Source organism: Micromonospora sp. WMMD998 (genome assembly GCF_029581235.1).
Classification (GTDB): Bacteria; Actinomycetota; Actinomycetes; order Mycobacteriales; family Micromonosporaceae; genus Micromonospora.
Genome location: NZ_CP120740.1, coordinates 5,578,655 through 5,601,673, shown reverse-complemented (window position 1 = coordinate 5,601,673; position 23,019 = coordinate 5,578,655). Strand labels below are relative to the sequence as shown.

The 23,019-nt window shown below is 75.0% G+C and carries 18 protein-coding genes; 7 read left to right on the top strand and 11 right to left on the bottom strand.

The window, feature by feature from the left end; translation table 11 throughout:
* Window positions 1-32: 32 nt before the first annotated feature.
* Complete coding sequence (locus tag O7619_RS25165) at window positions 33-1,601, bottom strand: leucyl aminopeptidase (protein ID WP_282283784.1); 1,569 nt, start codon at window positions 1,599-1,601, stop codon at window positions 33-35.
* A gap of 165 nt (window positions 1,602-1,766) precedes the next feature.
* Between O7619_RS25165 and gcvT the strand changes: the two genes are divergently transcribed.
* Window positions 1,767-2,891, top strand: a complete 1,125-nt coding sequence (gene gcvT / locus O7619_RS25160) for a glycine cleavage system aminomethyltransferase GcvT (RefSeq protein ID WP_282283783.1) — start codon at window positions 1,767-1,769, stop codon at window positions 2,889-2,891.
* Between the two features lie 48 nt (window positions 2,892-2,939).
* On the opposite strand, the gene O7619_RS25155 is transcribed toward gcvT, so the two are convergent.
* The 4 genes from O7619_RS25155 to O7619_RS25140 all read right to left on the bottom strand — a co-directional run bounded on the left by O7619_RS25155 (window position 2,940) and on the right by O7619_RS25140 (window position 8,948).
* Window positions 2,940-4,232: a DUF2314 domain-containing protein gene (locus tag O7619_RS25155; protein ID WP_282283782.1), complete on the bottom strand. Its 1,293-nt coding sequence runs from the start codon at window positions 4,230-4,232 to the stop codon at window positions 2,940-2,942.
* Window positions 4,233-4,293: 61 nt separating this feature from the next.
* The gene (locus tag O7619_RS25150; RefSeq protein WP_282283781.1) at window positions 4,294-5,067 is read right to left on the bottom strand and encodes an adenosylcobinamide-GDP ribazoletransferase; all 774 of its coding nucleotides are present in this window, start codon (window positions 5,065-5,067) and stop codon (window positions 4,294-4,296) included.
* Window positions 5,057-7,114 (bottom strand): bifunctional adenosylcobinamide kinase/adenosylcobinamide-phosphate guanylyltransferase, encoded by a 2,058-nt coding sequence (locus O7619_RS25145; protein ID WP_282283780.1) that lies wholly within the window; start codon window positions 7,112-7,114, stop codon window positions 5,057-5,059. The genes O7619_RS25150 and O7619_RS25145 overlap by 11 nt, the downstream gene beginning before the upstream one ends.
* Window positions 7,115-7,220: 106 nt before the next feature.
* Window positions 7,221-8,948, bottom strand: a complete 1,728-nt coding sequence (locus tag O7619_RS25140) for a serine/threonine protein kinase (RefSeq protein ID WP_282283779.1) — start codon at window positions 8,946-8,948, stop codon at window positions 7,221-7,223.
* Window positions 8,949-9,063: 115 nt separating this feature from the next.
* Between O7619_RS25140 and O7619_RS25135 the strand changes: the two genes are divergently transcribed.
* A complete protein-coding gene (locus O7619_RS25135; protein WP_282283778.1) occupies window positions 9,064-9,264 on the top strand; it encodes a hypothetical protein in 201 nt (66 codons plus the stop codon).
* Window positions 9,261-10,058, top strand: a complete 798-nt coding sequence (locus tag O7619_RS25130; RefSeq protein WP_282283777.1) for a site-2 protease family protein — start codon at window positions 9,261-9,263, stop codon at window positions 10,056-10,058. Before O7619_RS25135 ends, O7619_RS25130 begins: the two co-directional genes overlap by 4 nt.
* Window positions 10,059-10,107: 49 nt before the next feature.
* Here the strand turns inward: O7619_RS25130 and O7619_RS25125 are convergent, their stop codons facing one another.
* On the bottom strand, window positions 10,108-11,106 hold the full coding sequence (locus O7619_RS25125) for an aldo/keto reductase family protein (RefSeq protein WP_282283776.1): 999 nt from the start codon (window positions 11,104-11,106) through the stop codon (window positions 10,108-10,110).
* Between the two features lie 43 nt (window positions 11,107-11,149).
* Window positions 11,150-11,809 (bottom strand): TetR family transcriptional regulator, encoded by a 660-nt coding sequence (locus O7619_RS25120; RefSeq protein ID WP_282283775.1) that lies wholly within the window; start codon window positions 11,807-11,809, stop codon window positions 11,150-11,152.
* Window positions 11,810-11,888: 79 nt separating this feature from the next.
* Between O7619_RS25120 and O7619_RS25115 the strand changes: the two genes are divergently transcribed.
* Window positions 11,889-12,368, top strand: coding sequence for a cupin domain-containing protein (locus O7619_RS25115; RefSeq protein WP_282283774.1), 480 nt, complete (start codon window positions 11,889-11,891; stop codon window positions 12,366-12,368).
* A 7-nt stretch (window positions 12,369-12,375) separates the two neighbouring features.
* On the opposite strand, the gene O7619_RS25110 is transcribed toward O7619_RS25115, so the two are convergent.
* Window positions 12,376-16,734, bottom strand: coding sequence for a WG repeat-containing protein (locus O7619_RS25110; protein WP_282283773.1), 4,359 nt, complete (start codon window positions 16,732-16,734; stop codon window positions 12,376-12,378).
* A gap of 240 nt (window positions 16,735-16,974) precedes the next feature.
* Here O7619_RS25110 and O7619_RS25105 point away from each other — a divergent pair, with 240 nt between their 5' ends.
* From O7619_RS25105 to O7619_RS25095, 3 genes are read left to right on the top strand one after another with little or no spacing between them, the layout of a single operon-like run.
* The gene (locus O7619_RS25105) at window positions 16,975-17,748 is read left to right on the top strand and encodes an ABC-2 family transporter protein (RefSeq protein ID WP_282283772.1); all 774 of its coding nucleotides are present in this window, start codon (window positions 16,975-16,977) and stop codon (window positions 17,746-17,748) included.
* A complete protein-coding gene (locus tag O7619_RS25100) occupies window positions 17,741-18,571 on the top strand; it encodes an ABC-2 family transporter protein (RefSeq protein WP_282283771.1) in 831 nt (276 codons plus the stop codon). The genes O7619_RS25105 and O7619_RS25100 overlap by 8 nt, the downstream gene beginning before the upstream one ends.
* Window positions 18,568-19,554, top strand: coding sequence for an ATP-binding cassette domain-containing protein (locus O7619_RS25095; protein WP_282283770.1), 987 nt, complete (start codon window positions 18,568-18,570; stop codon window positions 19,552-19,554). The genes O7619_RS25100 and O7619_RS25095 overlap by 4 nt, the downstream gene beginning before the upstream one ends.
* Window positions 19,555-19,579: 25 nt before the next feature.
* Here O7619_RS25095 and O7619_RS25090 read toward each other — a convergent pair whose 3' ends face one another.
* The 3 genes from O7619_RS25090 to nadA form a co-directional block, all read right to left on the bottom strand.
* Window positions 19,580-20,227, bottom strand: coding sequence for a DUF3043 domain-containing protein (locus O7619_RS25090; RefSeq protein WP_282283769.1), 648 nt, complete (start codon window positions 20,225-20,227; stop codon window positions 19,580-19,582).
* A gap of 29 nt (window positions 20,228-20,256) precedes the next feature.
* Window positions 20,257-21,612, bottom strand: coding sequence for a UDP-N-acetylglucosamine 1-carboxyvinyltransferase (gene murA / locus O7619_RS25085; RefSeq protein WP_348774336.1), 1,356 nt, complete (start codon window positions 21,610-21,612; stop codon window positions 20,257-20,259).
* 213 nt (window positions 21,613-21,825) lie between these two features.
* A complete protein-coding gene (nadA, locus tag O7619_RS25080) occupies window positions 21,826-23,001 on the bottom strand; it encodes a quinolinate synthase NadA (protein WP_282283768.1) in 1,176 nt (391 codons plus the stop codon).
* Window positions 23,002-23,019: the final 18 nt, after the last annotated feature.

The following is a 23,019-nucleotide window of genomic DNA, read 5'->3' as shown; positions in this document are numbered from 1 at the left end:
GAATGCGTTAAGCGGGGGCCCCTCCTTACACCTCAGCCGTTGGCGGCGACGTCGTCGACCAGCGCGAGCAGGGTGCGGACGGGCACGCCGGTGCCGCCCTTCGTCAGATAGCCGGTGGGCTCGCCCGAGTGGTAGCCGGGGCCGGCGATGTCGATGTGCGCCCAGGCCACGTCGTCGGTGACGAACTCGCGCAGGAAGACCCCGCCCTGGAGCATGTGCCCGGCCCGGTCCATCCCGGCGTTGACCTGGGAGATGTCGGCCACGTCGGACTCCATGCCCTTGCGTACGTCGTCCGGCAGCGGCATCGGCCAGGCCGGCTCGCCGGTCGCGTCGCCGGCCACCCGCACCCGCTCGCACAGCTCCGGGCTGCCCATCACGCCGGCGATCCGCTTGCCCAGCGCGATCACCTGGCCGCCGGTGAGCGTCGACGTCTCGAACAGGTAGTCGGTGCCGTCCTCGCACGCCCGGGCGATCGCGTCGGCCAGCACCATCCGGCCCTCGGCGTCGGTGTTGAGCACCTCCACCTTCTTGCCGTTGTACATGCTGATCACGTCGCCCGGCCGGTAGCTGGTGCCCGACGGCATGTTCTCCGCCATCGGGAGGTAGCCGGTGACGGCCACGGACGGCTTGAGCGCCGCCACCGCCAGCATGGCCGCGCCGACCGCCGCCGCGCCGGCCATGTCCGACTTCATCTCCCACATGCCCTGCGCCGGCTTGATCGAGATGCCACCGGTGTCGAACGTGATGCCCTTGCCGACAAGCGCGACCCGCTTGCCGTTGCCGCCGCCGGCCGGCGTGTAGGTGAGCTTCACCAGCCGCGGCGGCGCCTCCGAACCCTGACCCACGGCGATGATGCCGCCGTAGCCACCGGCGGCCAGCGCCGCCTCGTCCAGCACCTCGACCTCCAGCCCGGCCTCCCGGGCGGCGGTCGCCACCGAGTCGGCGAACGCCGGCGGGCGCAGCTCGTTCGGGGCGGTGTTGACCCAGTCCCGGCTGGTCCGCACCGCGCCGGCCACCGCCTGCGCCCGGGCCACCTCGGCCTGGGCGGTCGCGTCGGCGGCGTCCGGCACCCCGATCAGCACCTCCGCCACCGGCTCCCGACGGGTCGGCTGCGGCTTGGTCTTGTAACCGGCGAACCGGTAGCCGCCGAGCAGCGCGCCCTCGGCGACCGCGCGCAACGCGGCCGGGGCGTCGGCGTCGTCGGGCAGCGGCAGGGCGAGGGCGACCCGCGGCGCGCCGGCCAGGGCCCGCACCGCCGCGCCGGCGGCCCGGCGCAGGGACTCGGGGGCGGGCGCGGCGCCGGCGGGCTCCGGGCCGAGCCCGACCGCGACGACCACCGGGGCGGTCACCGTGCCCAGCGTGGCCAGCTTGATCACCTCGCCCGGGCCACCTGTCGCGCCGAGCAGGGCCAGCGTCTCGGTCAGCTTTCCGTCGAACGCGGCGGCGATGCTCTCCGCGCCGCTGGCCAGCAGCAGGGCGGCGGCGGGTGCGCCGGCGCCCGGTTCGGTGTTCTGGCTGTGCACGCCGATCACGATCGCGTCGACGGCGAGTTCGGCGGGGTCGGTGTCGACCAGGCTGAGGGTGGTGCGGGGCGATGTCACGAAAGCTACTCCGGGCGGGCCGGGCCGGCCGCGTCGTCGCGTACCGGCGATGAAGGTCTCTCCGGCGGCAACCTACCCGCCGGAAGCGTGGCTGTCCCGCCGATGCGCGCCGACGGGATCCCGCCGATGCTAACCACCAGGGGCCCGGCCGGTAAGTTGCCACCCATGACCGAGGTGACCTCCGCCGCTGCCGAGACCCGGCTGCGCCGTTCCCCGCTGCACGAGCGACACACCGCGCTCGGCGCGAAACTCGCCCCCTTCGGTGGCTGGCAGATGCCGCTGGAGTACGCCGGTGGCGGCGTGCTGAAGGAGCACACGGCCGTGCGTACCGGGGTGGGCGTCTTCGACGTCTCGCACCTGGGCAAGATCCGGGTCGCCGGGCCCGGCGCGGCGGACTTCGTCAACGCCTGCCTCACCAACGACCTCGGCCGGATCGCGCCCGGCCAGGCCCAGTACACGCTCTGCTGCGACGACGCCACCGGCGGCGTGGTGGACGACATCATCGCCTACCTGCACGCCGACGACCACGTCTTCCTGGTGCCGAACGCGGCGAACACCGCCGAGGTGGCCCGCCGCTTGCGCGCCGCCGCGCCGGCCGGCGTGACCGTCACCGACGAGCACGAGGCGTACGCGGTGCTCGCCGTCCAGGGGCCGGGCTCGGCGGACCTGCTCACCGCGCTCGGCCTGCCGACCGGGCACGACTACATGAGCTTCTCCGCCGCCACGCTGGCCGGCGTCGAGCTGACCGTCTGCCGCACCGGCTACACCGGCGAGCTGGGCTACGAGCTGGTCGTACCCGCCGAACACGCGGTCGCGGTCTGGGACGCGATCTTCGCCGCCGGGCCCGACGTGCGCGCCTGCGGCCTGGCCGCGCGGGACACGCTGCGCACCGAGATGGGATACCCGCTGCACGGGCAGGACCTCTCCCCGGAGATCACCCCGGTGCAGGGCCGCTCCGGCTGGGCGGTGGGCTGGGACAAGCCGGCCTTCTGGGGCCGGGACGCGCTGCGCGCCGAGAAGGCCGCCGGTCCGGCCCGTACGCTGCGCGGCCTCGCCGCGGTGGACCGGGCCATCCCGCGCCCCGGCATGACCGTGTACGCCGGTGACCGGCAGGTCGGCGTGGTCACCAGCGGCACGTTCAGCCCGACGCTCAAGCACGGCATCGCGCTCGCCCTGGTCGACACCGACCCGAAGCTGCCCGACGGCGAGGAGTTGGCGGTGGACATCCGCGGACGTCGCGCCCGGATGCGCCTGACCCGGCCGCCGTTCGTCGAGCCCTCGGTCCGCTGAGACGCCCGGGTCAGTCCTCGCGCAGGCGCTCGGGCTGAGACGCCCGGGTCAGTCCTCGCGCAGGCGCTCGCCGGCGTCCAGGACGGCCTGGGTCCAGCCGCCCTCCAGCACGCCGGTGCCGTCCAGGACGGCCCAGTCGACGACGTCGGACGCCTCCACCACGACCGGCGAGCCGATCCGCACGCTCGGGTCGCTGTTGGCGTCGGTGGCGCTCGCGCCGACGATCCGTTCCGGGGCGTCCCACGAGGTGACGCCGGCCCAGACGTACTCCGGGCCGTCGTCGCCGGGCAGGCCGTACTTGACCACGAGCTGGCTCTCCGACGGCAGCCCGCCGGCGAGGAACCGGGCCCGGATGTCGCCGAGCGCGGCCCGGGCGGTCGCGACCGCCCGGCTCATCGCGTCGCCGGTGCGGGCGTACCGGACATCGGGCTGGATGCCGTCGAACAGCGTCGCGCAGGCGGCGGCGAAGTAGCGGCCCGGCGGCCCGGGATGCCCGGGCGGCGGGTTGAGGCTGAGGAACGAGTCGGCGTCCGGGTCGGTGGCCGGGTCCAGCTCCAGGCGCAGCAGCACCGGCGCGGTCGCGCCGTGCTGCTCCGGGTTGCCGTACGCCACCGCGATGTCGTGCCCGGTCACCGTGGCCAGCACCGGGAGCTGCACGAACGCCGGCACCTCCTCGCCGGCCAGCCCGTCGGTCCAGTCCCGCAGCAGCCGCCGGGCCGCCCCGGTCATCACCGCGCCCCAGGCCCGGGTGAGGTGGTCCGGCACGCCCTGGGCCTGCAACTCCAGCAGCCCGAAGCGGCGCAGCCCCTTGGTGGTGAACCAGAGCCCGTCGGCGTCGGAGGAGTAGGGCACCAGCACCCAGTCGACGAGCCGGATCCGGCCGTGTTCGTCCGGGAGCGAGCGCAGCGCGGTCGCCGGGTCGAGGAACTGGAGCCCGAACACGTCCACCACGTCCCCGCCGACCGTCTCGGCGACCGCCGCGGCGACCGCCCGGGCCGCCCACTCGTGCGCCGGCGGCCAGCCCGGCCGGTATTCGGCCTGCACCACCACCAGGTGGGTGGCGGTGGCCAGCCGGGCGAGCTGCTCCTCGGTGGCCCCGAACGCGGCGAGCAGGTCCGGCGGCAGCTCGGGGAACTCGTCGACGGTGCGCGTGTCCACGCTCATCAGGGGACTGTCGAGCATCTGCCGGGCCAGCCCGTACACCGGGGCGGCGAGCCGGCCGGCCAGCCCCTCCACCGCCGTCTTCGGGCTCACCCGGGGCAGCCCGTCGATCGGCACCAGGTAGGTCGCGTCGAGCGACTCCGGCACCGGTACGGGCAGGAAGTCGTCCGTGATGAGCATGCCGTCTCCCTCGACCCGCCGGTGCACTCACCCGAACGCTACCTGCCCGACCGGGCACGGTTCAGGCGGTCAGCACCAGTCCCAGGTAGGACAGCGTGGTGACGACCTCCACCAGGGCGCCGAGGACGTCGCCGGTGATGCCGCCGAAGCGGCGTACCAGGTGCCGCAGGAGCCCGGCCGCGACGGCGAGCGCGCCGAGCACGGCGAGTGGCCCCTGCCACGGGCGGCCCGGCACCGCGGGCGCGGCCAGCAGCGTCACGGCGACCGCGCCGACCGCCAGGGCGCCCCACCCCACCGTTCCGGCCACCAGCGCGCCCAGCCCGTCCGGCCGGGCCGTCGGCACGCCGCGGCGGCACGCCAGGCCGGCGGCGAGCCGCCCGGCCGACGTGGCCGCGACCACCCCGGCGAGCGCCGCCGGCGCGTCCCGACCGGCCAGCTCCGCCAGCACGGCGGTCTGGAGCAGGAGTACGACGACGAGCGCGACCACCCCGAACGGCCCGATGTCCGGCTGCTTCATGATCGCCAGCGCGGCGGGTCCCCGCCGGTACGAGCCGAGCGCGTCCACGGTGTCGGCCAGCCCGTCCAGGTGCAGGCCGCGGGTGAGCAGCGCGCCCAGCCCGACCGTGACCCCGGCGGCGACCAGGGGCGGGGCCAGCGCCCCGGCCAGCAGCAGCGCCCCGCCGAGCACCGCGCCGAGCAGCGCGCCGACGGCCGGGGCCAGCGCCATCGCGGTGCCGGCCGTGACCCGGTCGACCCGGCCGGCGCGGACCGGCGCGGTGGTGAACGTGGTGAGCGCCAGCCGGACGCCGTCGGCGAGGCGGGGCTCAGTCGGCACGTCGGCCGGGCGTGACCGGCTCGTCGGACCCGATCGTGGTCGGACCCGGCCCGGCCGGCGCCGGCTCGCCGAACGCCGGCTCAGCCGACTCGGGCTCGCCGAACGCCGGTTCGCCGAACGCCGGTTCGGCAGGCTCCGGCTCGTCCCGAGGGGTGGACGGCTCGGGCTCGGCGTAGCTCTCGTCCTCGGCGCCGCCCAGCGACGGGTGCACCGGCAGGGTGGCGGCGAGCGTGAGCGCCGAGCGCAGCAACGGCAGGGCGGCCAGCGCGCCCGCCCCCTCGCCCAGGTCGAGGCGCAGGTCCAGCAGCGGCGTCAGGCCGAGCACGTCGGCGGCGAGCCGCACGCCGGGACGGCCACCGTGGTCGGGCAGCAGGCACCAGTGCCGCGCCTGCCCGGCCAGGTCCCGGCTGACCATGCCGGCGGCGGTGCCGACCGGGCCGTCGAGCAGCACCGGAACCCGCCGGGCGGTCGCGCCGAGCAGCACGCCGGTGGCCATCGCGATGTCGCCGCCGCCCAGCTCGGCCAGGACGTCCTTGGCCTCCCGGGGGGAGCGCCGGGTGCGGTGCAGCGCGTCCCGGACGGCCGCGCAGCGGACCATCCAGGCGTTGTCGTCGATCTCGCCCTGGTCGTTGACCACACGGCCGAGCACCGCCGGCGGCTCCGCGCCGGCGGTGGCCGCCAGCACCGCCGCGGCAGCCGCCTCGGCGCCGGCCCCGCAGGCCGCCAGCACCAGCAGGTGTACGCCCGCGTCGGCGGCCTGCTCGGCCAGCCGCCAGCCGTAGCGCAGCGCCGCCTCGACCTGGTCGTCGGAGAGCGCCGGCCCGTCCTCGAACGGCGCCGACGTGGGCGCCTCGACGACCTGGAGGCTGGCGCCGTTCTCGGCGGCCAGCCGGGCCAGCGCGCCCCGGCCGGCGCGGGCCTGCCGGGCACGGCGGGCCGACTCGCCGGCCACCGTGCCGGCCGACGCGCCGCCGGAGTGGTCGCCGTGCAGCAGCAGCACCCGCACGGTGTCCCACGGGCGCGGGGTGGAGGTGCCCTGGGTGGCGGCGGCGAAGCCGACCACCTGCTCCAGCACTCCCAGACCGGCGCCGGGCAGGTCCAGCGTGGCGAGCCGGTCGACCGCCTGCGGGCCGGTGTAGTCGTCGGGCATCGGCAGTTCCATGCCGGGCTGGATGACCAGGCCGGTGGCGATCATCGGCAGCGCCATGGTGGGCGCCGCCCAGTCCTCGGCGTCGGCCGGGCCGGCGGTGGAGGCGGCCGGCAGCGACGTCGCCGCCGGGGTGAGCACCTCCGGCAGCGCCGCGTCGTCGACGCGCTGACGGGCCGACGTCGCGGTGGCCGTCGATCGCGTGGCGGTCGGGGCGGCGTGCGCCCCGACCGGAGCCGGGCCGGCCGGCTGGTCCCACGGCGCGGCCTGGGCCGACGGGGTGGTCTGGTCCGCCGGAGTGGTCTGGGCCGAGGTCGCGGCCGGGTCCGTCGGGGTGGCCTGGATCGGCGCGGTGGGGGGCTTGAGCCAGGCGGTCTGCCCGGCCACCACGAGCGCGACCGCGTCGCAGGCGTCGGCCACCGCCCGGTTGGTCGCGCCCAGCGCGTCGGTGAACGCCCGGCCCAGCGGGGTGGTGGGCACCAGGGACAGACCCACCTCCGGGCTGACCAGCACCAGCCGCGCCTCGCTCGCCCGCACCGCGGCGGCCAGCTCGGCGATGGTGGCGGTGTCGTCGGCCGGCTGGTGCGCCGGGTCGAGCAGCACCGTGACCCAGCCGCCCAGGTCGTCCACGAGCAGCGTGTCGTTCGGGCCGGCGGCGGCGATCACCTCGACCAGCCGGCCCGGGTCCGCGGCGGTCTCCTCGGTGGTCCAGCTGCCCGGCCGCCGGGCCCGGTGCGTCGCGAGTCGAGCCGCCCACTCGGTGTCGTCGGGCTCCCCGGCGGGGGCGGTGGCCACGTAGCGGACCATGGGCGCGTCGGCGACCAGGGACTCGGCGAACCCGGACTTGCCGGAGCGGATACCGCCGAGCACCAGGAGGGTGTGCCACCCGTCAACGGACATGCCCGTACCTTAGTTCTCCCGCTCCGGGTCCGGGCACCTCGGCCCCGGGGCTTGCGATTGGTGCGCCCGCGGGCCGCCGCGCGACCGCGATCGCTCGACGGGCGGGTCAGTCGCAGTGCTCGAAGCCGCTGCCGTAGGACGCGCCGCCGGCCGAGCCACCCCATTTCACGCAGACGCCGCCGGCGGTCGCGCGCACCGGGCCGGCGTAGTAGCGGTAGCCGCCGCTCTCGGTCTGCCGCCCCTCGCCCTTGACCTGCAGGTACGTGCTGACGGTGGTGATCTGCCCGACGTCGGCGTCCTTGAGCGTCACCACGCAGTTGGCCCCGGCCGCGCTGCTGTGGAGCAGGTAGACCCGCCCCTGCCGAATCCCACCCCTGGTCAGGATGGCCGAATCGATCACCTGGTAGCCACCGCCGCACACCTGGACGGCCGTGTACGGGTTCGGCTGCGGCGTCGGGTCGCCGGTCGGCGTGGGCGCACCGGTGCTCGGGTCGTCTCCGTCCGATTCGCCGGCCGGCGGCGCGGAACGGCTCGGGGTGACCGACGGCGACCGGCTGGGCCGCCCGGTGCGGCTCGCGCCCGGCGTCGCCGGTCCGGCGCCGCTCGGGGACACCGGCGCCACGGGGGAGGGGACCGCGGACTCACCCCCGAGCGCGGTCGGCTGCGCCCCCGGTGACGGGTGGTCGGGAGAGCGGAGCGCCACCACGACCACGGCCGTCAGCACCGCGACCAGCACCAGGCCGCCGGCCCCGACAAGCGCCATCGACCGCCGCCCGGGCCGTGCCGGTTCCCGCCGCGTCACGGATCCGCCCTCCGGCCCCGGCGGGACCAGGGGCGCCGGCGGGGCGCCCGTGGGGGAGACGGGTGCGGGTGGTAACGGCGGGCCGTCCGCGGGATCCGTCCCCGCTGCCGGGCGGCCGGGCGGCGCGGACGCACACGGTCCCGGGGTGGTCGGGCCGCTCACCGCCCACGGCGGGCGCGGCGGGACCGGCCCGCCCGCGAGCGTGGCGTCCCGCGCGCCCCGCGCGCCCTCGGCCAGGGCCGCCGCGGTCGGGAAGCGGTCACGCGGGCTCTTCGCCAGCGCCCGCGCGATCACCTCGACCACCGCCGGGGGCGTGGTCGGCGGCAGCGGCGCCGGCTCGTCCTGCACGTGCCGCATCGCCACCTGGATCGGGTGGTCACCGTCGAACGGCGGCCGGCCGACCAGGCAGTAGTACGCCACCGCGCCGAGCGCGTAGACGTCGGTGGCCGGCGAGACGGGCTGGCCGGAGGCCTGCTCCGGGGACATGTACGAGGCGGTGCCGAGCACCATGTGGGCGGCGGTGAGGCCGGCCATGGTGTGGGCCCGGGCCAGGCCGAAGTCGACGAGCACCACCGTGCCGTCCCGTTTGACCAGCAGGTTTCCCGGCTTCACGTCGCGGTGCACGATGCCGGCGAGGTGGGCGGCGTGCAGCGCCTGCGCGGCCTGTTCCACCACCGACATGGTGGACGCCGGGTCGAGCCGGCCGGCCTGCCGCACCCAACTCGTCAGCGGGCGCCCGTCCACGTACTCCATCACCAGGTAGCTGACCCGGCTGTCGCCGGCGAGCGTGGCGGAGCCGAAGTCGTGCACCTGCACGATGCCGGGGTGGCGCAGCGCGGCGAGCATCCGGGCCTCGGCGCGGAAGCGGGTGGTGAACTCCGGGTCGGCGAGCAGCGACGGCAGCATCACCTTCACCGCGACGACGCGACCCAGCAGCGTGTCCGTGCACTTCCACACGGCGCCCATGCCGCCGGTGGCGATGCGCGCGTCCAGTCGGTAACGGTCGCTGAGCATCGCTCCTGAAGTCAGCACCGCGCCACCGTACCGGCCCCGTCGATATGGCGGCGGGCCGTCGCGGGGACGGCCGACTAGGCTTGCGGGGGTTTTGGGCGTCCCACGGGACGACGGCGGCGAGGGGAGACGCGGCATGGCGTGGAGCTGGCGGTACGAGGGCACGAACGGCGACCTGGTCGACGGGCCGGGTGAGTCGTTCCCGAGTCAGGCGGACGCCGAGTCGTGGATCGGTCAGACCTGGCGGGAGCTCGCGACGTCCGGCGTCACCTCCGTCGCCCTGGTCGAGGACGACCGGGTGGAATACCGGATGAGCCTGCAGCCCCCGGCCGAATGACCGGCTACGACCGCCCGGGCGACCCGTTGGTCCTCGGCGTGCCCCGGGCGGCGTTCCGACCGAGCCCGATCTTCCTGGCCCTGGTCGCGCTCTTCGTGGCCGGCGGGGTGATGACCTGGAACGGGTACGGCAACGTCCGGTTCGACATCTTCCTCTTCGTGGTCGCCGGCTGGCTGGTCTCGCTCTGCCTGCACGAGTACGCGCACGCCGTGATCGCATACCGGTCCGGCGACCGGGACATCGCGCACCGGGGCTACCTGACGCTCAACCCGCTGAAATACACCAGCCCGCTGCTGTCGATCGTGTTGCCGGTGGTGGTGCTGCTGCTCGGCGGCATCGGCCTGCCCGGCGGCGCGGTCTGGGTGGACCGGCACGCCATTCCCGGCCGCCTGCGGCACACCCTGGTCAGCCTGGCCGGGCCGGCCACGAACGTGCTGTTCACGCTGCTGTTGATCGCGGCCGTGAACTGGGGGCCGTCGTTGGGCGGGCCGCTGGAGTTCTGGGCCGGCGTCGGGCTGCTCGCGTTCCTCCAGCTCATGGCGAGCGTGCTCAACCTGCTGCCGGTGCCCGGTCTGGACGGCGGCAACATGATCCAGCCCTGGCTCAGTCCCGCCTACCGGCGGATGTACGACCTGTTCGCCCCGTACGGATTCATCCTGCTCTTCGCGCTGCTCTGGAGCCCGCGGATCGGCGGCGCGTTCTTCACCGGGGTCTTCGCGGTCGGCGACGCGCTCGGCCTGCCACGTGACCTCTATCAGATCGGGTTCTACCTGATCCGCTTCTGGCAGGGCTGACCGCTGTCGCCCCCGGGCCGGCGTCGCGCCGGCCCGGGGACGACGGGTGTCACGGACGCTGCGCCGGGCTCACGGTCTTCGCCGGGTCCCGCTCGGTGACCGGCTCGACGATCTCGTCGATCGCCTTGAGCAGGCCGGCGTCGAGCTTCACGCCCGCCGCCTTCACGTTGTCGTGCACCTGCTCGGGCCGGGACGCGCCGATGATCGCCGAGGCGACGTTCGGGTTCTGGAGCACCCAGGCGACGGCGAGCTGCGGCATGGTCAGCCCGGCCTGCTCGGCGATCGGCTTGAGCTGCTGCACCCGGGTGAGCACGTCGTCGGTGAGCCATTTGGCGATGAAGTCCGCGCCGGACTTCTCGTCGGTGGCCCGGGAGCCGGCCGGCGGCGGCTGGCCGGGCAGGTACTTCCCGGAGAGCACACCCTGGGCCATCGGCGACCAGACGATCTGGCCGACGCCCAACTCCTCGCTGGCCGGGATCACCTCGGTCTCGATGACCCGCCACAGCATCGAATACTGCGGCTGGTTGGAGATCAGCGGGATGCGCAGCTCGCGGGCGAGCGCGTGCGCCTCGCGTAGCTGTGACGCGGTCCACTCGGAGACGCCGATGTAGTGCGCCTTGCCGGCGCGCACCACGTCGGCGAACGCCTCCATCGTCTCGTCCAGCGGCGTGCTGACGTCGTAGCGGTGGGCCTGGTAGAGGTCGACGTGGTCGGTCTGGAGGCGGCGCAGCGAGCCGTCGATCGACTCCATGATGTGCTTACGGGACAGGCCGCGGTCGTTGCGGCCCGGGCCGGTCGGCCAGTAGACCTTCGTGAAGATCTCCAGCCCCTCGCGACGCTCGCCCTTCAGCGCCCGACCGAGGACCGACTCGGCCCGGGTGCCGGCGTAGACGTCGGCGGTGTCGAAGGTGGTGATGCCGCTGTCGAGGGCGGCCCGCACGCAGGCGACCGCGGCCTCCTCCTCGACCTGCGAGCCGTGGGTGATCCAGTTGCCGTACGAGATCTCGCTGACCATCAGGCCGGAGCGGCCCAGGTGTCGGAATTCCATCCCTCGACCCTAGCCCCGCGCGGACGCCGCCGCCGTGTGGCGCTCAGCCGGGCAGCAGGGCGTCGCGCATCCGGGCGCCGAGCCACGTGCGGAAGCTCTCCTCGGCCCACCCGCACCGGTGCACGAGCGCCGCGTAGTGCGCCGGGTCGTTGTAGAACCACAGCCCGTCGACGACGGGTTCGACAGGCGTGTCGGGCCGCAGCGGTCCGTCGACGGTGAACAGATGGTCGACCACCATCCGGGCGCCCGCGCGCCGGTTGCGCAGCAGCGTCTCCCACAGCTCGGCCACCTCGGGCGCCTCGTCCGCCGCGCGGCGCACGGTCTCGAACGCGCCGGCGGCCCGGTGGCCGATCAGCGTGCAGACCCCGGCGTACGCGTCGAGCACCGCGCCCTGGTCGCGCGCCTGGAACACGGGCTGGAACCAGGGGCGCCGCGCCACCGGCACCGGCTCGTCGTCGCCGGCGAGGGCCTCGTCGAGCACCTGGCGCAGCAGGGCGGCCTTGGAGCCGAACGCGGCGAAGACCGTGGGCCGGGCCACCCCGGCCGCGGCGGCCACGTCGGCCAGTGACGTCGTCGCGTAGCCGCGTGCCACGAAGAGCTCGGTCGCCGCCCGTACCACGGCTTGACGGGTACGCCTGGCGTTCTCCTCGCGCACCGTCGAGCGGTAGGCGCGGGTGGGTCTTCCGTCCTTGACTCCAGCCATGTCCCCGCCATACTAACTACCTATTCACTAGACGCCAGCTATCGAATATTGAGCTGTCCATCCAAAACGGGAGGCCGCCGTGTCCATCCGCCCCTACCTGCTCGGTCCCGACGACGGGGAGGCCTACTGGTTCCTCGGCAACCTGTGCACACTGAAGGCCGGCGGTCGGCACACGCGGGAGCGGCTCACCGTCGCCGAGTTCGTGAACCCGCCCGGCTTCGCCCCGCCGCTGCACCGCCACCGGGTCGAGGACGAGATGTTCTACCTGCTCTCCGGCACCGCCCGGTTCCACTGCGGCGGCGAGGTCCTCGCCGCCGGCCCGGGCGACTTCGTCCTGCTGCCGGTGGGACTGGCGCACAGCTTCGTGGTCGGCCCGGACGAACCGCTGCGCGCCCTCCAGATCACCACCCCCGCCGGGTTCGAGCGGTTCGCCGCCGAGGCCGGCGTGCCGGCGCCGCAACGCCGGCTGCCCGACCCCGGGCCGGTCGACCCGGTGGCGCTCGGCCACGCCGCCGCCCGCAACGGCATCGACCTGCTGGGCCCGCCCCCGTCGGCGTGAACCCGGCTCAGAGCACCGGGCTGGTGTCGGCGAGCAGCCGGTCGATCTCCGCGGCCACCGCGGCGCGGCCCGGGTGCACCGGGTCGATCAGCGGCTCGCCGCGCCGGTCCAGCGCGCCCCAGCGGCCCGAGTCGACGGTGACCAGGAACGCCACCGGGTGCACCACGAGCGTCGGATACGCGGGCGCCACGAGCATCCGGCCGGCGCGGTCCACCACGCCCCGGCGGCCGGACACCTCGACCACGGCCAGTCCGTCGGCGGTGAAACCGTCGAGCAGCCGGCCGTCGGCCAGCGGCGTGCCGAGGCCGTGGTAGCGGGTCGGCACCACGACCTCGCCATCCCGGTTGACCGCGCCCCAACCGCCGTTGCGCCGCACCGCGGCCAGGCCGTTGCGGAACGGCCGGACCTCCTCGTACCCGGGCGGGATCTTGACGATGTTCATCCGGTCGACGGCCATCCACCGGCCCGTGCCGTCCATCGACACCCACGACAGGCCCTCGGCGAAGCCGCCCACCGCCCGGTAGCCGTTGTTCGCCTCGATCAGCGCCGCCCCGGTGGTGTCGATCAACGCCCAGCGGGACGCCTCGGGGCGTCGTACCCAGGCCAGCCCCTCGCGGAACGGCTGCACCTCCGCGTACCGGTGGGTGATCACCAGCTCGCCGTCGGCGTCCGCGTACCCCCAGAGCCGCTCGGAGTCGTCGAACGTCGCCACCGGGTACCGCGGCGTGCCGAGCACCTCCTCCCGGCCACGCGGCGCCGGACCGAAGCCGTCACCGGCGGCCCGCGCCGCGACCGCGTCCAGCGCCACCTCGGTCCGCGCGTTCAACGCCGTGTCCTCGCCCTGGCGCAGGTCCAGCGCCCGCTCGAAGTGCAGGCACGCCTCGGTCAGCCGACCCTGGTCATAGCAGGAACGTCCGGCGTGCTCGTGCAGCAACGCGCGCAACGGGTCGGGCAGCTCCGACGAGTTCGCCTCGGCGAAGAGCCGGTCGGCCTCCGCGTGCTCGCCCCGCCAGCGCAGCACCTCGGCGAGGCGCGCGCGGGCCAGCGAGGTCCGCCGAAACTCGCCGGTGGCCTCCGCGTACGTCAGGGCCAGTCGCGCGTCGGCGACCGCGTCGTCATGGTCGCCGAGGATCCGGGACGCCACCGAGCGCAGGCTCAGCAGCCGGGCCCGGCTGCGGTTGTCGAGCGCGGTGCCGAGCTTGCCGGTGAGGCCGTCCCGGATCTGGCTCAGCTCCGCCGGATCGGGCGCCTCCTCGCGCAGCGTCTCCGGGTGCAGCCGCCAGTCGACGGCGGCCAGGGCCTGCTCCGGATCCACCGGCCGCGCCGGTACCGGCTCGACCGCCGGGTCGTCCGAGGTGTCCGGTCCGTCCGACCCGCTCGGCACGGCTGATTCGTCTGGTCCGTCCGGGGCGTCCGCCTCGGCGGTGTCGTCGGCCGCCGTCCCCGAACCCGGAGCGGGTGGGTACGGCGCCCCGTCGGTCCGGACCTCGTCGCCGGGCGCCTCTGTCCCCGGCGTCTGATCGGCCGCCTCGGGCCCCTCCCGGTCCACGCCGGCCGAATCTTCTTCGACAGTCGAGGTGCCGACCGGATCCAGTTCGACTGCTGTAGCGCTGACCGAGTCTGATTCGGCGGGAGTGGCGCTGACCGGATTGGGCTCGGCCGCTTGCGTGTCGGCCGGTCGCGTGTCGGCCGGGCCGGGCGCGCTCCCGTTCGCGTCGGCCGTAACCGGTTCCGTGGACGCGGTTCCGGCCGGAGCCGGTTCCGTGGACGCGGTGTCGGCCGACGCTGGTTCCGTGGGTGCGGTGTCGGCCGGCGCCGGTTCGGTGGGTGCGGTGTCGGCTGGCTCCGTGTCGGTCGTCGTCGTGCCGGTCGGGCCGTCGTCGGCCGGCGTGGGGCGCGGCGGGGCAGCCGCCGGCCGGGTGGTGTCCGTGGACACCCCACCGGCGTGCGGCGGCGGGGCGGCGTCCTCGACCGCCGGCGTGCCGGTGGATGACGGCTCCCGGCCGTCGGTACCTGGACCGGCCGCCTCGCCCTCCGGTCGCCGGGTGGGGTCGGGCAGGTCGGCAGCGCCGACCGGCTCCTCCGGGGTGGCGCGGCCGTCGGGTGCGCTTACCGGCCCGTCCATGCCGTCACGTCCGTCGCGACCGCCACCGGCAGCCGTCGGACCGGCGGGCGCACCCGACTGGTCGTCACGTGCGGCCGGAGCCGGCGGGACGACGCCCTCGGCGGGCGTGCCCGGGCCCACCGAGGGCGCCGGGCCGGCGGCGGGTGGGACCGGGCCGGCGGCGGGCGGGACCGGGCCGGCGGCGGGCGTCGGCCGAGCCGGATCCCGTTCGGGGGCCGTCTCCGCGTGGCCCGGTCGGAACCAGGGCTCCGGGCCGGCGGGCGTGGCCCGTGACGTCGGGCGGACCTCCTCCGCCGGCCGGCTGTCCCCGGTACGCCCGTTCGGGGCCGGGCGCGGCGGGGTGGGCCCAGGGTGCTCCGGGGCCGGGGCCGATCGGGACGCACCCGTGTCCCGCGTCTCCGGGCGGCTGTCCACCGCCGGCGTGGCCGATGCGGCGTGGGGCGGGCGACCCTCCGTGGGGCCGGTCCGGCTGGGCTGGTCCGGGCCGCCGCCGGGTGTCCGCGTCGGCGCGGGGCCGGGGTAGGCGGGCGGCGCAGCCGGGCGAGCCGGAGCGGCCGGGCCCGGTCCCGGGGGAGCGGACCGTCGCGGCTCCTCCGGGCGGGCCGGCGGTACGGGCCGGGGTGGCGTCTCGCCACCGCGCGCCGGGGCGGGCTCGTCGGGTCGGGCGGGCCACTGCTCCGGCCGGGGCCGGTACGTGGCGGGCGTCGCGGAGTCCGGCCGTCGCCCGACCTGTTCGGGCGGGAACCGGCCGGATTCGGGACGGCTCCCGGTCGCGGCCGGCCGGGTGTCCCGGGGCTCCGGGGGCGGGCCGGCGTGGTCCGGGCGGCTGGCGGGTGGCCTGGTGTCCCGGGGATCCGGGCGGAACCTGCCGACGCCGTCCTGGTCGGGGGTGCGACCGTCGGGTCGCGGAGCGTCGGCCGGGTGACCGTCCGGGCGGCGCCGCTCGTCGGGCCGGGCGGTCGGCTCGGCACGTGGTCGCCGCTCGACGACCGGCCACTCGCCCTGCGGGGCGTACGTCCGGTCGCCGGGCGGGCGCTGACCGTTCCACCGCTGGTCGACGGCGGGACGCGGGGTGCGGTGCCGGTCGGTGTCGGCGTGCTGCGGGGTGCGGTGCCGGTCGGCGTCGGCGTGCTGCGGGACGCCGTGCCGGTCGGTGTCGGCATGCTGCGGGACGCCGTGCCGGTCGGTTCCCGGGCGCTGCGGGGCGCGGCCGTGCCCGAGCGGCGGACGGTGGGTCTCGGTGTGGGCGGCCTCATCCCGGCGTGGTGCCCTGTCCTCCCACCGGTCGCCGGCTGGCTCGCGCCGGTCGGCCGGGGGACGCGCCCCCGGCTCACGCCAACCGTCCCGGGGCCCCGTGTCCCGCCATCCGCCGTGCGACGGCGCGCGCCGTCCGTCGGGGGAAGGCTCACGCCGCCACTCCGGCGACAGCTCACGCCGCCCGTCCGGCGAGGACCCGGACCGGTCGTCGGGGGCGGCCGGCCGTCGGGTGTCGGGCGCCGGGCTCCACCTCACGGTGGAGGAGCCCTCGCGTCCCTCCGCCCGGGCGCGCCGGCCCTCCGCCGGCCGGCGCTCGGACCAGCCCGGTGCGCCGTGCGGAGTCTCGTTCGGTTCCGGCACCCAGCCCGGCTCGGTCGGGACCGGCCGGTGCGGCGCCGCCCCGGGGCGGGTCCACCGCTGGTCGTGACGTTCGGGCCGCGCCTCGGCGGCCGGCCGCTGCCGGTCCTCGGACCGGGAGCGCCGGCCGTCCGTGACGTCCGGACGCTGCCCGCGCGGTCCGTGCGAGTCGGCGGGACCGACGGGGTACGTCCCCGGCAGGGCCGGACTGACCGGGTACGTGCCGCGGGACCCGGCCGGGCTGACCGGGTACGTGCCGCCGCGCCCGGCCGGGTACGTGCCGCGGGGGCTCGCCGGGCTGACCGGGTACGTGCCCACCTCGGCCGGGCTGACCGGGTACGTGCCGTCCGGGCTCGCCGGGCTGACCGGGTACACGCCGGCGTCCGACGTCGGGCTGATCGGGTGCGGGCTCGCCGGGCTGACCGGGTAGGCGTCGTCGGGAGCGGGGCTGACCGGTCGTACCTCGGCCCGCCCGACCACGGCCCGGCGGCGCGGTGGAGGCGTCAGGTGTTCGAGGCCGATGTCGCCCGGGTAGCGCTGCCCGGGGAACTGCGGCTCCCACTCGTGGGTGGGCTCGAGCGCCCAGGCCGGTTCCGCCGGCTCGCGCCAGCTACCCCAGCCACTCATCGGCAGCCCCTCCCGCGGCTCGCGCGGCGCGGCCCCGGAACCGGCTCGCGTCGCTCGCTCACGGCGGTGTCACCTCGTTGGAAATTGTCGCGCTCGGGCGGCGGACGTGCCGGTAGAGTCGCCCGGTCCGGCATGTCCTGGCTGCGGAAGGAGGGTAACGGCGTGGGCTCGGTCACCGCCACTGTGCCAGCTCCCCCGGACGCACACGTTACCCCATGGTTTCGGACATTCGGCGCGATAGTGGCGGCTGGTTTCCGCCGGCACGCCACCTACCGCCAGGTGGCCCTGGCCGGCCTCGTGACCAACACCGTGTTCGGCTTCCTGCGCTGCTACATCTTCCTCGCCGCCACCGACGCGGCCGGCACCGTGGCCGGCTACGACCGGGCCCAGCTCGGCACGTTCGTCTGGGCCGGACAGGGGCTGCTGGCGGTCATCGCCATCTGGGGCTGGACCGAGCTGGCCGACCGGATCCGCTCCGGCGAGGTGGCCGCCGACCTGCTGCGGCCGGTGCACCCGGTCACCAGCTACCTCGCCATCGACCTCGGTCGGGCCGGGTTCGCCGCGCTCGCCCGGCTGGTGCCGCCGCTGGTGATCGGTCCGTTCTTCTTCGCGGTCCACGTGCCCCGGCACCTGGCGACGGTGCCGCTGTTCCTGCTCTCCGCCCTGCTCGCGGTGGTGGTCTGCTTCGGCTGCCGCTACCTGGTCAACGCCACCGCCTACTGGTTGCAGGACGTGCGGGGTCCGATGATCCTCTGGACGCTTGGTTCGGGCGCGCTTGCCGGCCTCTACTTCCCACTCGGTTTCCTGCCCGGCTGGTTGGAGGCGACCCTGCGGTACGCCACCCCGTTCCCCAGCCTCCTCCAGGTCCCGCTGGACGTGCTCGTCGAGCGGGAGCCGATGTCGACCGGCCTCGGCCTGGTCGGGGTGCAACTCGGCTGGGCGGTGCTGCTGCTGGCGCTCTGCCGGCTGGTCCAGCGGCGCGCCGAGCGCCGCCTGGTGGTCCAGGGTGGTTGAGCACGCCGGGGTGGCCGGGCACAGGGGGGTGCTGCGGGCGTACCGGTCGCTGCTCGGCGCGCAGGCGCGGTCGCAGGCGGCGTACCGGACGTCGTTCGTGGTCGACCTGGTCGGCAACGTGGGCGCGACCGTGTTCGACGTGGTCACCGTCCTGGTCCTCTTCGGGGTGACCCGCGAGTTGGGCGGCTTCACGCTGCGCGAGGCGCTCGTCGTGGTCGGGCTGTCGTCGTGCGGTTTCGCCGCCGCCGACCTGCTGGTCGGCAACATCGAGCGGCTGCCCACCTACGTCCGCACCGGCCTCTTCGACGCGGTGCTGGTCCGCCCGCTCGCGGCGTTGCCCCAGTTGCTGCTGATGGACCTGCCGCTGCGGAAGGCGTCCCGGGCCGGGTTCGGGCTGGCCGTGCTGCTGTTCGCGCTCGCGTCGGCCGGGATCGACTGGACGCCGGGGCGGGTCGCGTTGGCCGTCCTGGCCCCGCCGGCCGCGGTGGTCTTCTTCGGCTCGGTCTTCGTCACCACCGCCACGGTGTCGTTCTACTGGGTCGACTCCGGCGAGCTGGCCAACTCGGTGACCTACGGCGGGCGCGACTTCACCTCGTACCCGATCACCGTCTACGGCGGCTGGTTCCGGGCGCTGTTCGCGTACGGGATGGGGTTCGCGTTCGTCAGTTACCACCCGGCGCTGGCGCTGCTTGGTCGCGCCGACCCGCTCGGCCTGCCGCCCTGGGTGGGTTGGGCCTCGCCGGGCGTCGCGGTGGTCGCGGCGGCGGTCGCCGCCCTGGCCTGGCGGGTCGGGGTCCGTCACTACCGGAGTACGGGGTCATGAGCGTGATCGAGATGGACGGGCTGCGCAAGGAGTTCACGGTCCGGGTCCGGGCCGGGCGGCTGCGCCGCGAGAAGCGGACGGTGACCGCGGTCGACGGGGTCGACCTGCGGGTGGAGCGTGGCGAGATGCTCGGCTACATCGGTCCGAACGGCGCCGGGAAGTCGACCACGCTGAAGATGCTCACCGGCGTGCTGACACCGTCGGCCGGGCGGGCGCGGGTCTGCGGGCTGCGGCCGGTGGCCGACCGGACCCGGCTGGCGTTGCGCATCGGGGTGGTCTTCGGGCAGCGGTCCCAGCTCTGGTGGGACCTGCCGCTGCGGGACTCGTTCGACCTGCTGCGGCACATCTACCGGGTGCCGGCCGGCGAGCACGCCGCCCGGCTGGCCCGCTGCCGGAGCCTGCTCGACCTGGACGAGTTCCTGGACATCCCGGTCCGGCAGCTCTCCCTCGGCCAGCGGATGCGCGGCGAGCTGACCGCCGCGTTGCTGCACGGCCCGGAGGTGCTCTTCCTGGACGAGCCGACGATCGGGCTGGACGTGGTCAGCAAGCAGGCGGTCCGCGGTTTCCTGGCCGAGCTGGGCGGGGCCGGTGACACCACGCTCGTGCTCACCACGCACGACCTGGCCGACATCGAACGGCTCTGCCGGCGGCTGGTGGTCATCGACCACGGTCGGGTGGTGCACGACGGCTCGATCGCCGAACTGCACCACCGGCACGGCTCGCGCCGCATGGTCGTCGCCGAGATGGAGTCCGCGTTGCCCGAGCCGCCGGTGCTGCCCGGCGCGCCGGTGCTGCGGACGGAGGCGGACGGGCGGCGGCTGGTCTTCGCGCTGGAAGAGGCGAGCGTCGCCGAGGTGGTGGCGGCGCTGGCCGGCCTGACCACGTTGTGCGACATCTCCATCGTCGAGCCGGACATCGAGGAGGTCGTCGCCCGCCTCTACCGCAGTGAAAGGAGGGGGCCCCTGTTAACGCCTGGCGTATAGGAAGGGGCCCCTCTTAACACTCCGCTCAGACCGGGTCGCCGATCGCGACCCGGGGGGCGGGGGCGCGCATCTTGCGGAACGTGATCGACCGCATGATCGCGTAGAAGTAGAGCGAGCCCAACTTCTCGGTGCTCCTGGGGAAGCGCTCGCGGACCAACTTCTTGATCTTCCGGGTGATCAGCACCGAGTCGACGAGCACGCCGAGGGCCAGCGCGCCCCACAGCAGGTTGGACAGCAGCCGCACGATCGGCGGCATGGCCTGGTTGGACCCGACCAGCACGATCAGCGCGCCGCCGAAGAACCAGGTGCCGACCGTACGCCGCGAGTCGACCACGTTGCGGGCCAGCAGGCGCTCCGGGCCCCGGTCACGCGGGCCGCCCTCGCGCCGGAACTCGGCGGCGGACTCGGCGCGTGCCGCGCGGCGCTGCTCCCGGGCCTCCTCCTTGGTCAGCGGGCGGGCCGGGGCGGTCGGCCGGCGACCGGCGGCCGGGCGCTTCGGGGTGGTCACCCCCAGCTCCTTCTTGCTGGGCGTGTAGCCCCGAGGACGGGCGGCGGCGGACTCCTCGTCGGTCGTCACCGGGGTGACGGACTCCTCGACGAGGTCGGCGGGCTTGCGACGAAACAGCGACGGCACGCCGGCAAGGGTAGCCAAACGGTCGGGCCCGGCGCACATCGCGGTGCGCCGGGCCCGGGAAGACGCGGTCAGGGGCGCTCGACGTGCGCGCCGAGGTCGGCCAGCTTGGCCTCGAAGTCCTCGTAGCCCCGGTTGATCAGGTCCACGCCGTACACCCGGGAGGTGCCCTCGGCGGCCAGGGCCGCGATGAGGTGGCTGAACCCGGCCCGCAGGTCCGGGATGATCAGGTCGGCCGCGTGCAGCTTGCTCGGGCCGGCGATCACCGCGGAGTGCTTGAAGTTGCGCCGGCCGAAGCGGCACGGGGTGCCGCCGAGGCAGTCCCGGTAGACCTGGATGTTGGCGCCCATCGTGTTCAACGCCTCGGTGTAGCCGAGCCGCTGCTCGTAGACCGTCTCGTGGACGATCGACAGGCCCCGGGCCTGGGTGAGCGCGACCACGAGCGGCTGCTGCCAGTCGGTCATGAAGCCGGGGTGCACGTCGGTCTCCAGGGCCACCGCGTTCAGCTCACCGCCCGGGTGCCAGAACCGGATGCCGCCCTCCTGGCCCGGGTCGCCGAGCTTCGGCGGCCGGGCGTCGGTGACCTCGTACTCGCCGCCGACCGACCGGAAGATGTTCAGGAAGGTCATCATGTCGGCCTGCTGCGCGCCGAGCACCTCGACGTGGCCGCGGGTCGCCAGCGCCGCCGCCGCCCAGCTCGCCGCCTCGATCCGGTCCGGGATCGGCCGGTGGGTGTAGCCGTGCAACTGCTTGACGCCCTGGATCTCGATCACCCGGTCGGTGTGGACCTTGATGATCGCGCCCATCTTCTGCAGGATGCAGATCAGGTCGATGATCTCCGGCTCGACGGCCGCGTTGCGCAGCTCGGTGACGCCCTCGGCCATCACGGCGGTGAGCAGCACCTGCTCGGTGGCGCCCACGCTCGGGTACGGCAGCGCGAACTTGGTGCCGTGCAGCCCGTTCGGCGCGGACAGGTGCAGGCCCTCGGGGGTCTTGTCGACGGTCGCGCCGAACTCGCGCAGCGCCTGGAGGTGGAAGTCGATCGGGCGGGGGCCGATGTGGCAGCCGCCCAGGTCGGGGATGAACGCGTGGCCGAGGCGGTGCAGCAGCGGGCCGCAGAACAGGATCGGGATCCGGCTGGACCCGGCGTGCACGTTGATCTGGTCGGTGCTGGCGCTCTCGACGTTGGACGGGTCGAAGACCAGCTCGCCGTCCTCCGTGCCGTCGGTGACCTTCACCCCGTGCAGGCCGAGCAGCCCGCGGACCACCTCGACGTCGCGGATCCGTGGCACGTCGAACAGCCGGCTGGGTGTGTCGCCGAGCAGGGCGGCGACCATCGCCTTGGACACGAGGTTCTTCGCGCCGCGCACGCGGATCCGCCCTTCGAGCGGAGTGCCTCCGTGTACGACCAGGACGTCGTCGGTCAACGCAACCTCCAGCGCGTTGGGTACTGCCGTGTAGGTGAGGGTCTGCAATGGTTCTCGCTACCCGGATCGCGGCCGCCGGAAAACCGGCCCGCATGTGTCGTCGCCCCGGCAGCATAGCCCTCCGTGACGAAAATGGAATCGGTCACATCACCAGCGGGGGCACGAACCGGGGCTTCCGGTGCACATACGTGCCAGTCAGGTTACCGACGGTGATCAAGCGCCCGGCAGGGCGAGCATCTGGTCCAGCGCCGCCCGGGCGTGTCCGGCGGTCGCGGAATCGACCGTGATCTGGTTGACCACCCGACCGGCGACCAGTTCTTCGAGCGCCCAGACCAGGTGCGGCAGGTCGATCCGGTTCATCGTCGAGCAGTAGCAGACCGCCCGGTCGAGGAACATGACCTGCTTGTCCGGGTGGGCCAGCGCGAGCCGGCGGACCAGGTTCAGCTCGGTGCCCACGGCCCACGCCGAGCCGGCCGGCGCCGCCTCGATGGTCTTGATGATGAACTCGGTCGAACCCACCAGGTCGGCGGCGGTGACGACCTCGTGCCGGCACTCCGGGTGCACCAGGACGTTGACGCCGGGCACCCGCGCCCGCACGTCGTTCACGCTGTCGAGCGTGAAGCGGCCGTGCACCGAGCAGTGCCCCCGCCACAGGATCATCTTCGCGTCGCGGACCTGCTCCGGGGTGAGCCCGCCGCCCGGCTTGTGCGGGTCGTAGAGCACGCAGTCGTCGAGGGAGAAGCCCATCTCCAGCACCGCCGTGTTGCGGCCCAGGTGCTGGTCGGGCAGGAACAGCACCTTGCGGCCCTGCTCGAACGCCCAGTCGAGGGCCCGCTTGGCGTTGGACGAGGTGCAGACCACCCCGCCGTGCCGGCCGACGAAGCCCTTGATGTCGGCGGAGGAGTTCATGTACGTCACCGGGACGGTGTCCGCCGCGACGCCCAGGTCGGTCAACGTGTCCCAGGCGGTCTCGACCTGCGACAGGACCGCCATGTCGGCCATCGAACAGCCGGCGGCGAGGTCGGGCAGGATCACCTTCTGCGCGTCCGTGGTGAGGATGTCCGCGCTCTCGGCCATGAAGTGCACGCCGCAGAAGACGATGTATTCCGCGTCCGGGCGGGCCGCCGCCTCCCGGGCCAGCTTGAACGAGTCGCCCGTCACGTCGGCGAACTGGATGACCTCGTCGCGCTGGTAGTGGTGGCCCAGCACGAACACCTTCGTGCCGAGCGCGGCCTTCGCCGCCGCCGCGCGGGCCACCAGGTCGGGGTCGCTCGGCGCGGGGAGGTCACCCGGACACTCCACGCCACGCTCGGTGGCGGGATCGCTGCCGCGGCCGAGAAGCAGCAGCGCAGTGGCGGTGTTGGAGGGCTCAACCCAGGTCGACGTCACGACCCCATGGTCCCACAG

Excerpts from the sequence above, each read along its gene's own strand:
- O7619_RS25155 (WP_282283782.1), bottom strand. The coding sequence starts at position 4,232 with ATGCTCATCACGGACGACTTCCTGCCCGTACCGGTGCCGGAGTCGCTC.
- O7619_RS25135 (WP_282283778.1), top strand. The coding sequence starts at position 9,064 with ATGGCGTGGAGCTGGCGGTACGAGGGCACGAACGGCGACCTGGTCGAC.
- O7619_RS25095 (WP_282283770.1), top strand. The coding sequence starts at position 18,568 with ATGAGCGTGATCGAGATGGACGGGCTGCGCAAGGAGTTCACGGTCCGG.
- O7619_RS25120 (WP_282283775.1), bottom strand. The coding sequence starts at position 11,809 with ATGGCTGGAGTCAAGGACGGAAGACCCACCCGCGCCTACCGCTCGACG.
- gcvT (WP_282283783.1), top strand. The coding sequence starts at position 1,767 with ATGACCGAGGTGACCTCCGCCGCTGCCGAGACCCGGCTGCGCCGTTCC.
- O7619_RS25130 (WP_282283777.1), top strand. The coding sequence starts at position 9,261 with ATGACCGGCTACGACCGCCCGGGCGACCCGTTGGTCCTCGGCGTGCCC.
- O7619_RS25125 (WP_282283776.1), bottom strand. The coding sequence starts at position 11,106 with ATGGAATTCCGACACCTGGGCCGCTCCGGCCTGATGGTCAGCGAGATC.
- O7619_RS25145 (WP_282283780.1), bottom strand. The coding sequence starts at position 7,114 with ATGTCCGTTGACGGGTGGCACACCCTCCTGGTGCTCGGCGGTATCCGC.
- O7619_RS25110 (WP_282283773.1), bottom strand. The coding sequence starts at position 16,734 with ATGAGTGGCTGGGGTAGCTGGCGCGAGCCGGCGGAACCGGCCTGGGCG.
- O7619_RS25090 (WP_282283769.1), bottom strand. The coding sequence starts at position 20,227 with ATGTGCGCCGGGCCCGACCGTTTGGCTACCCTTGCCGGCGTGCCGTCG.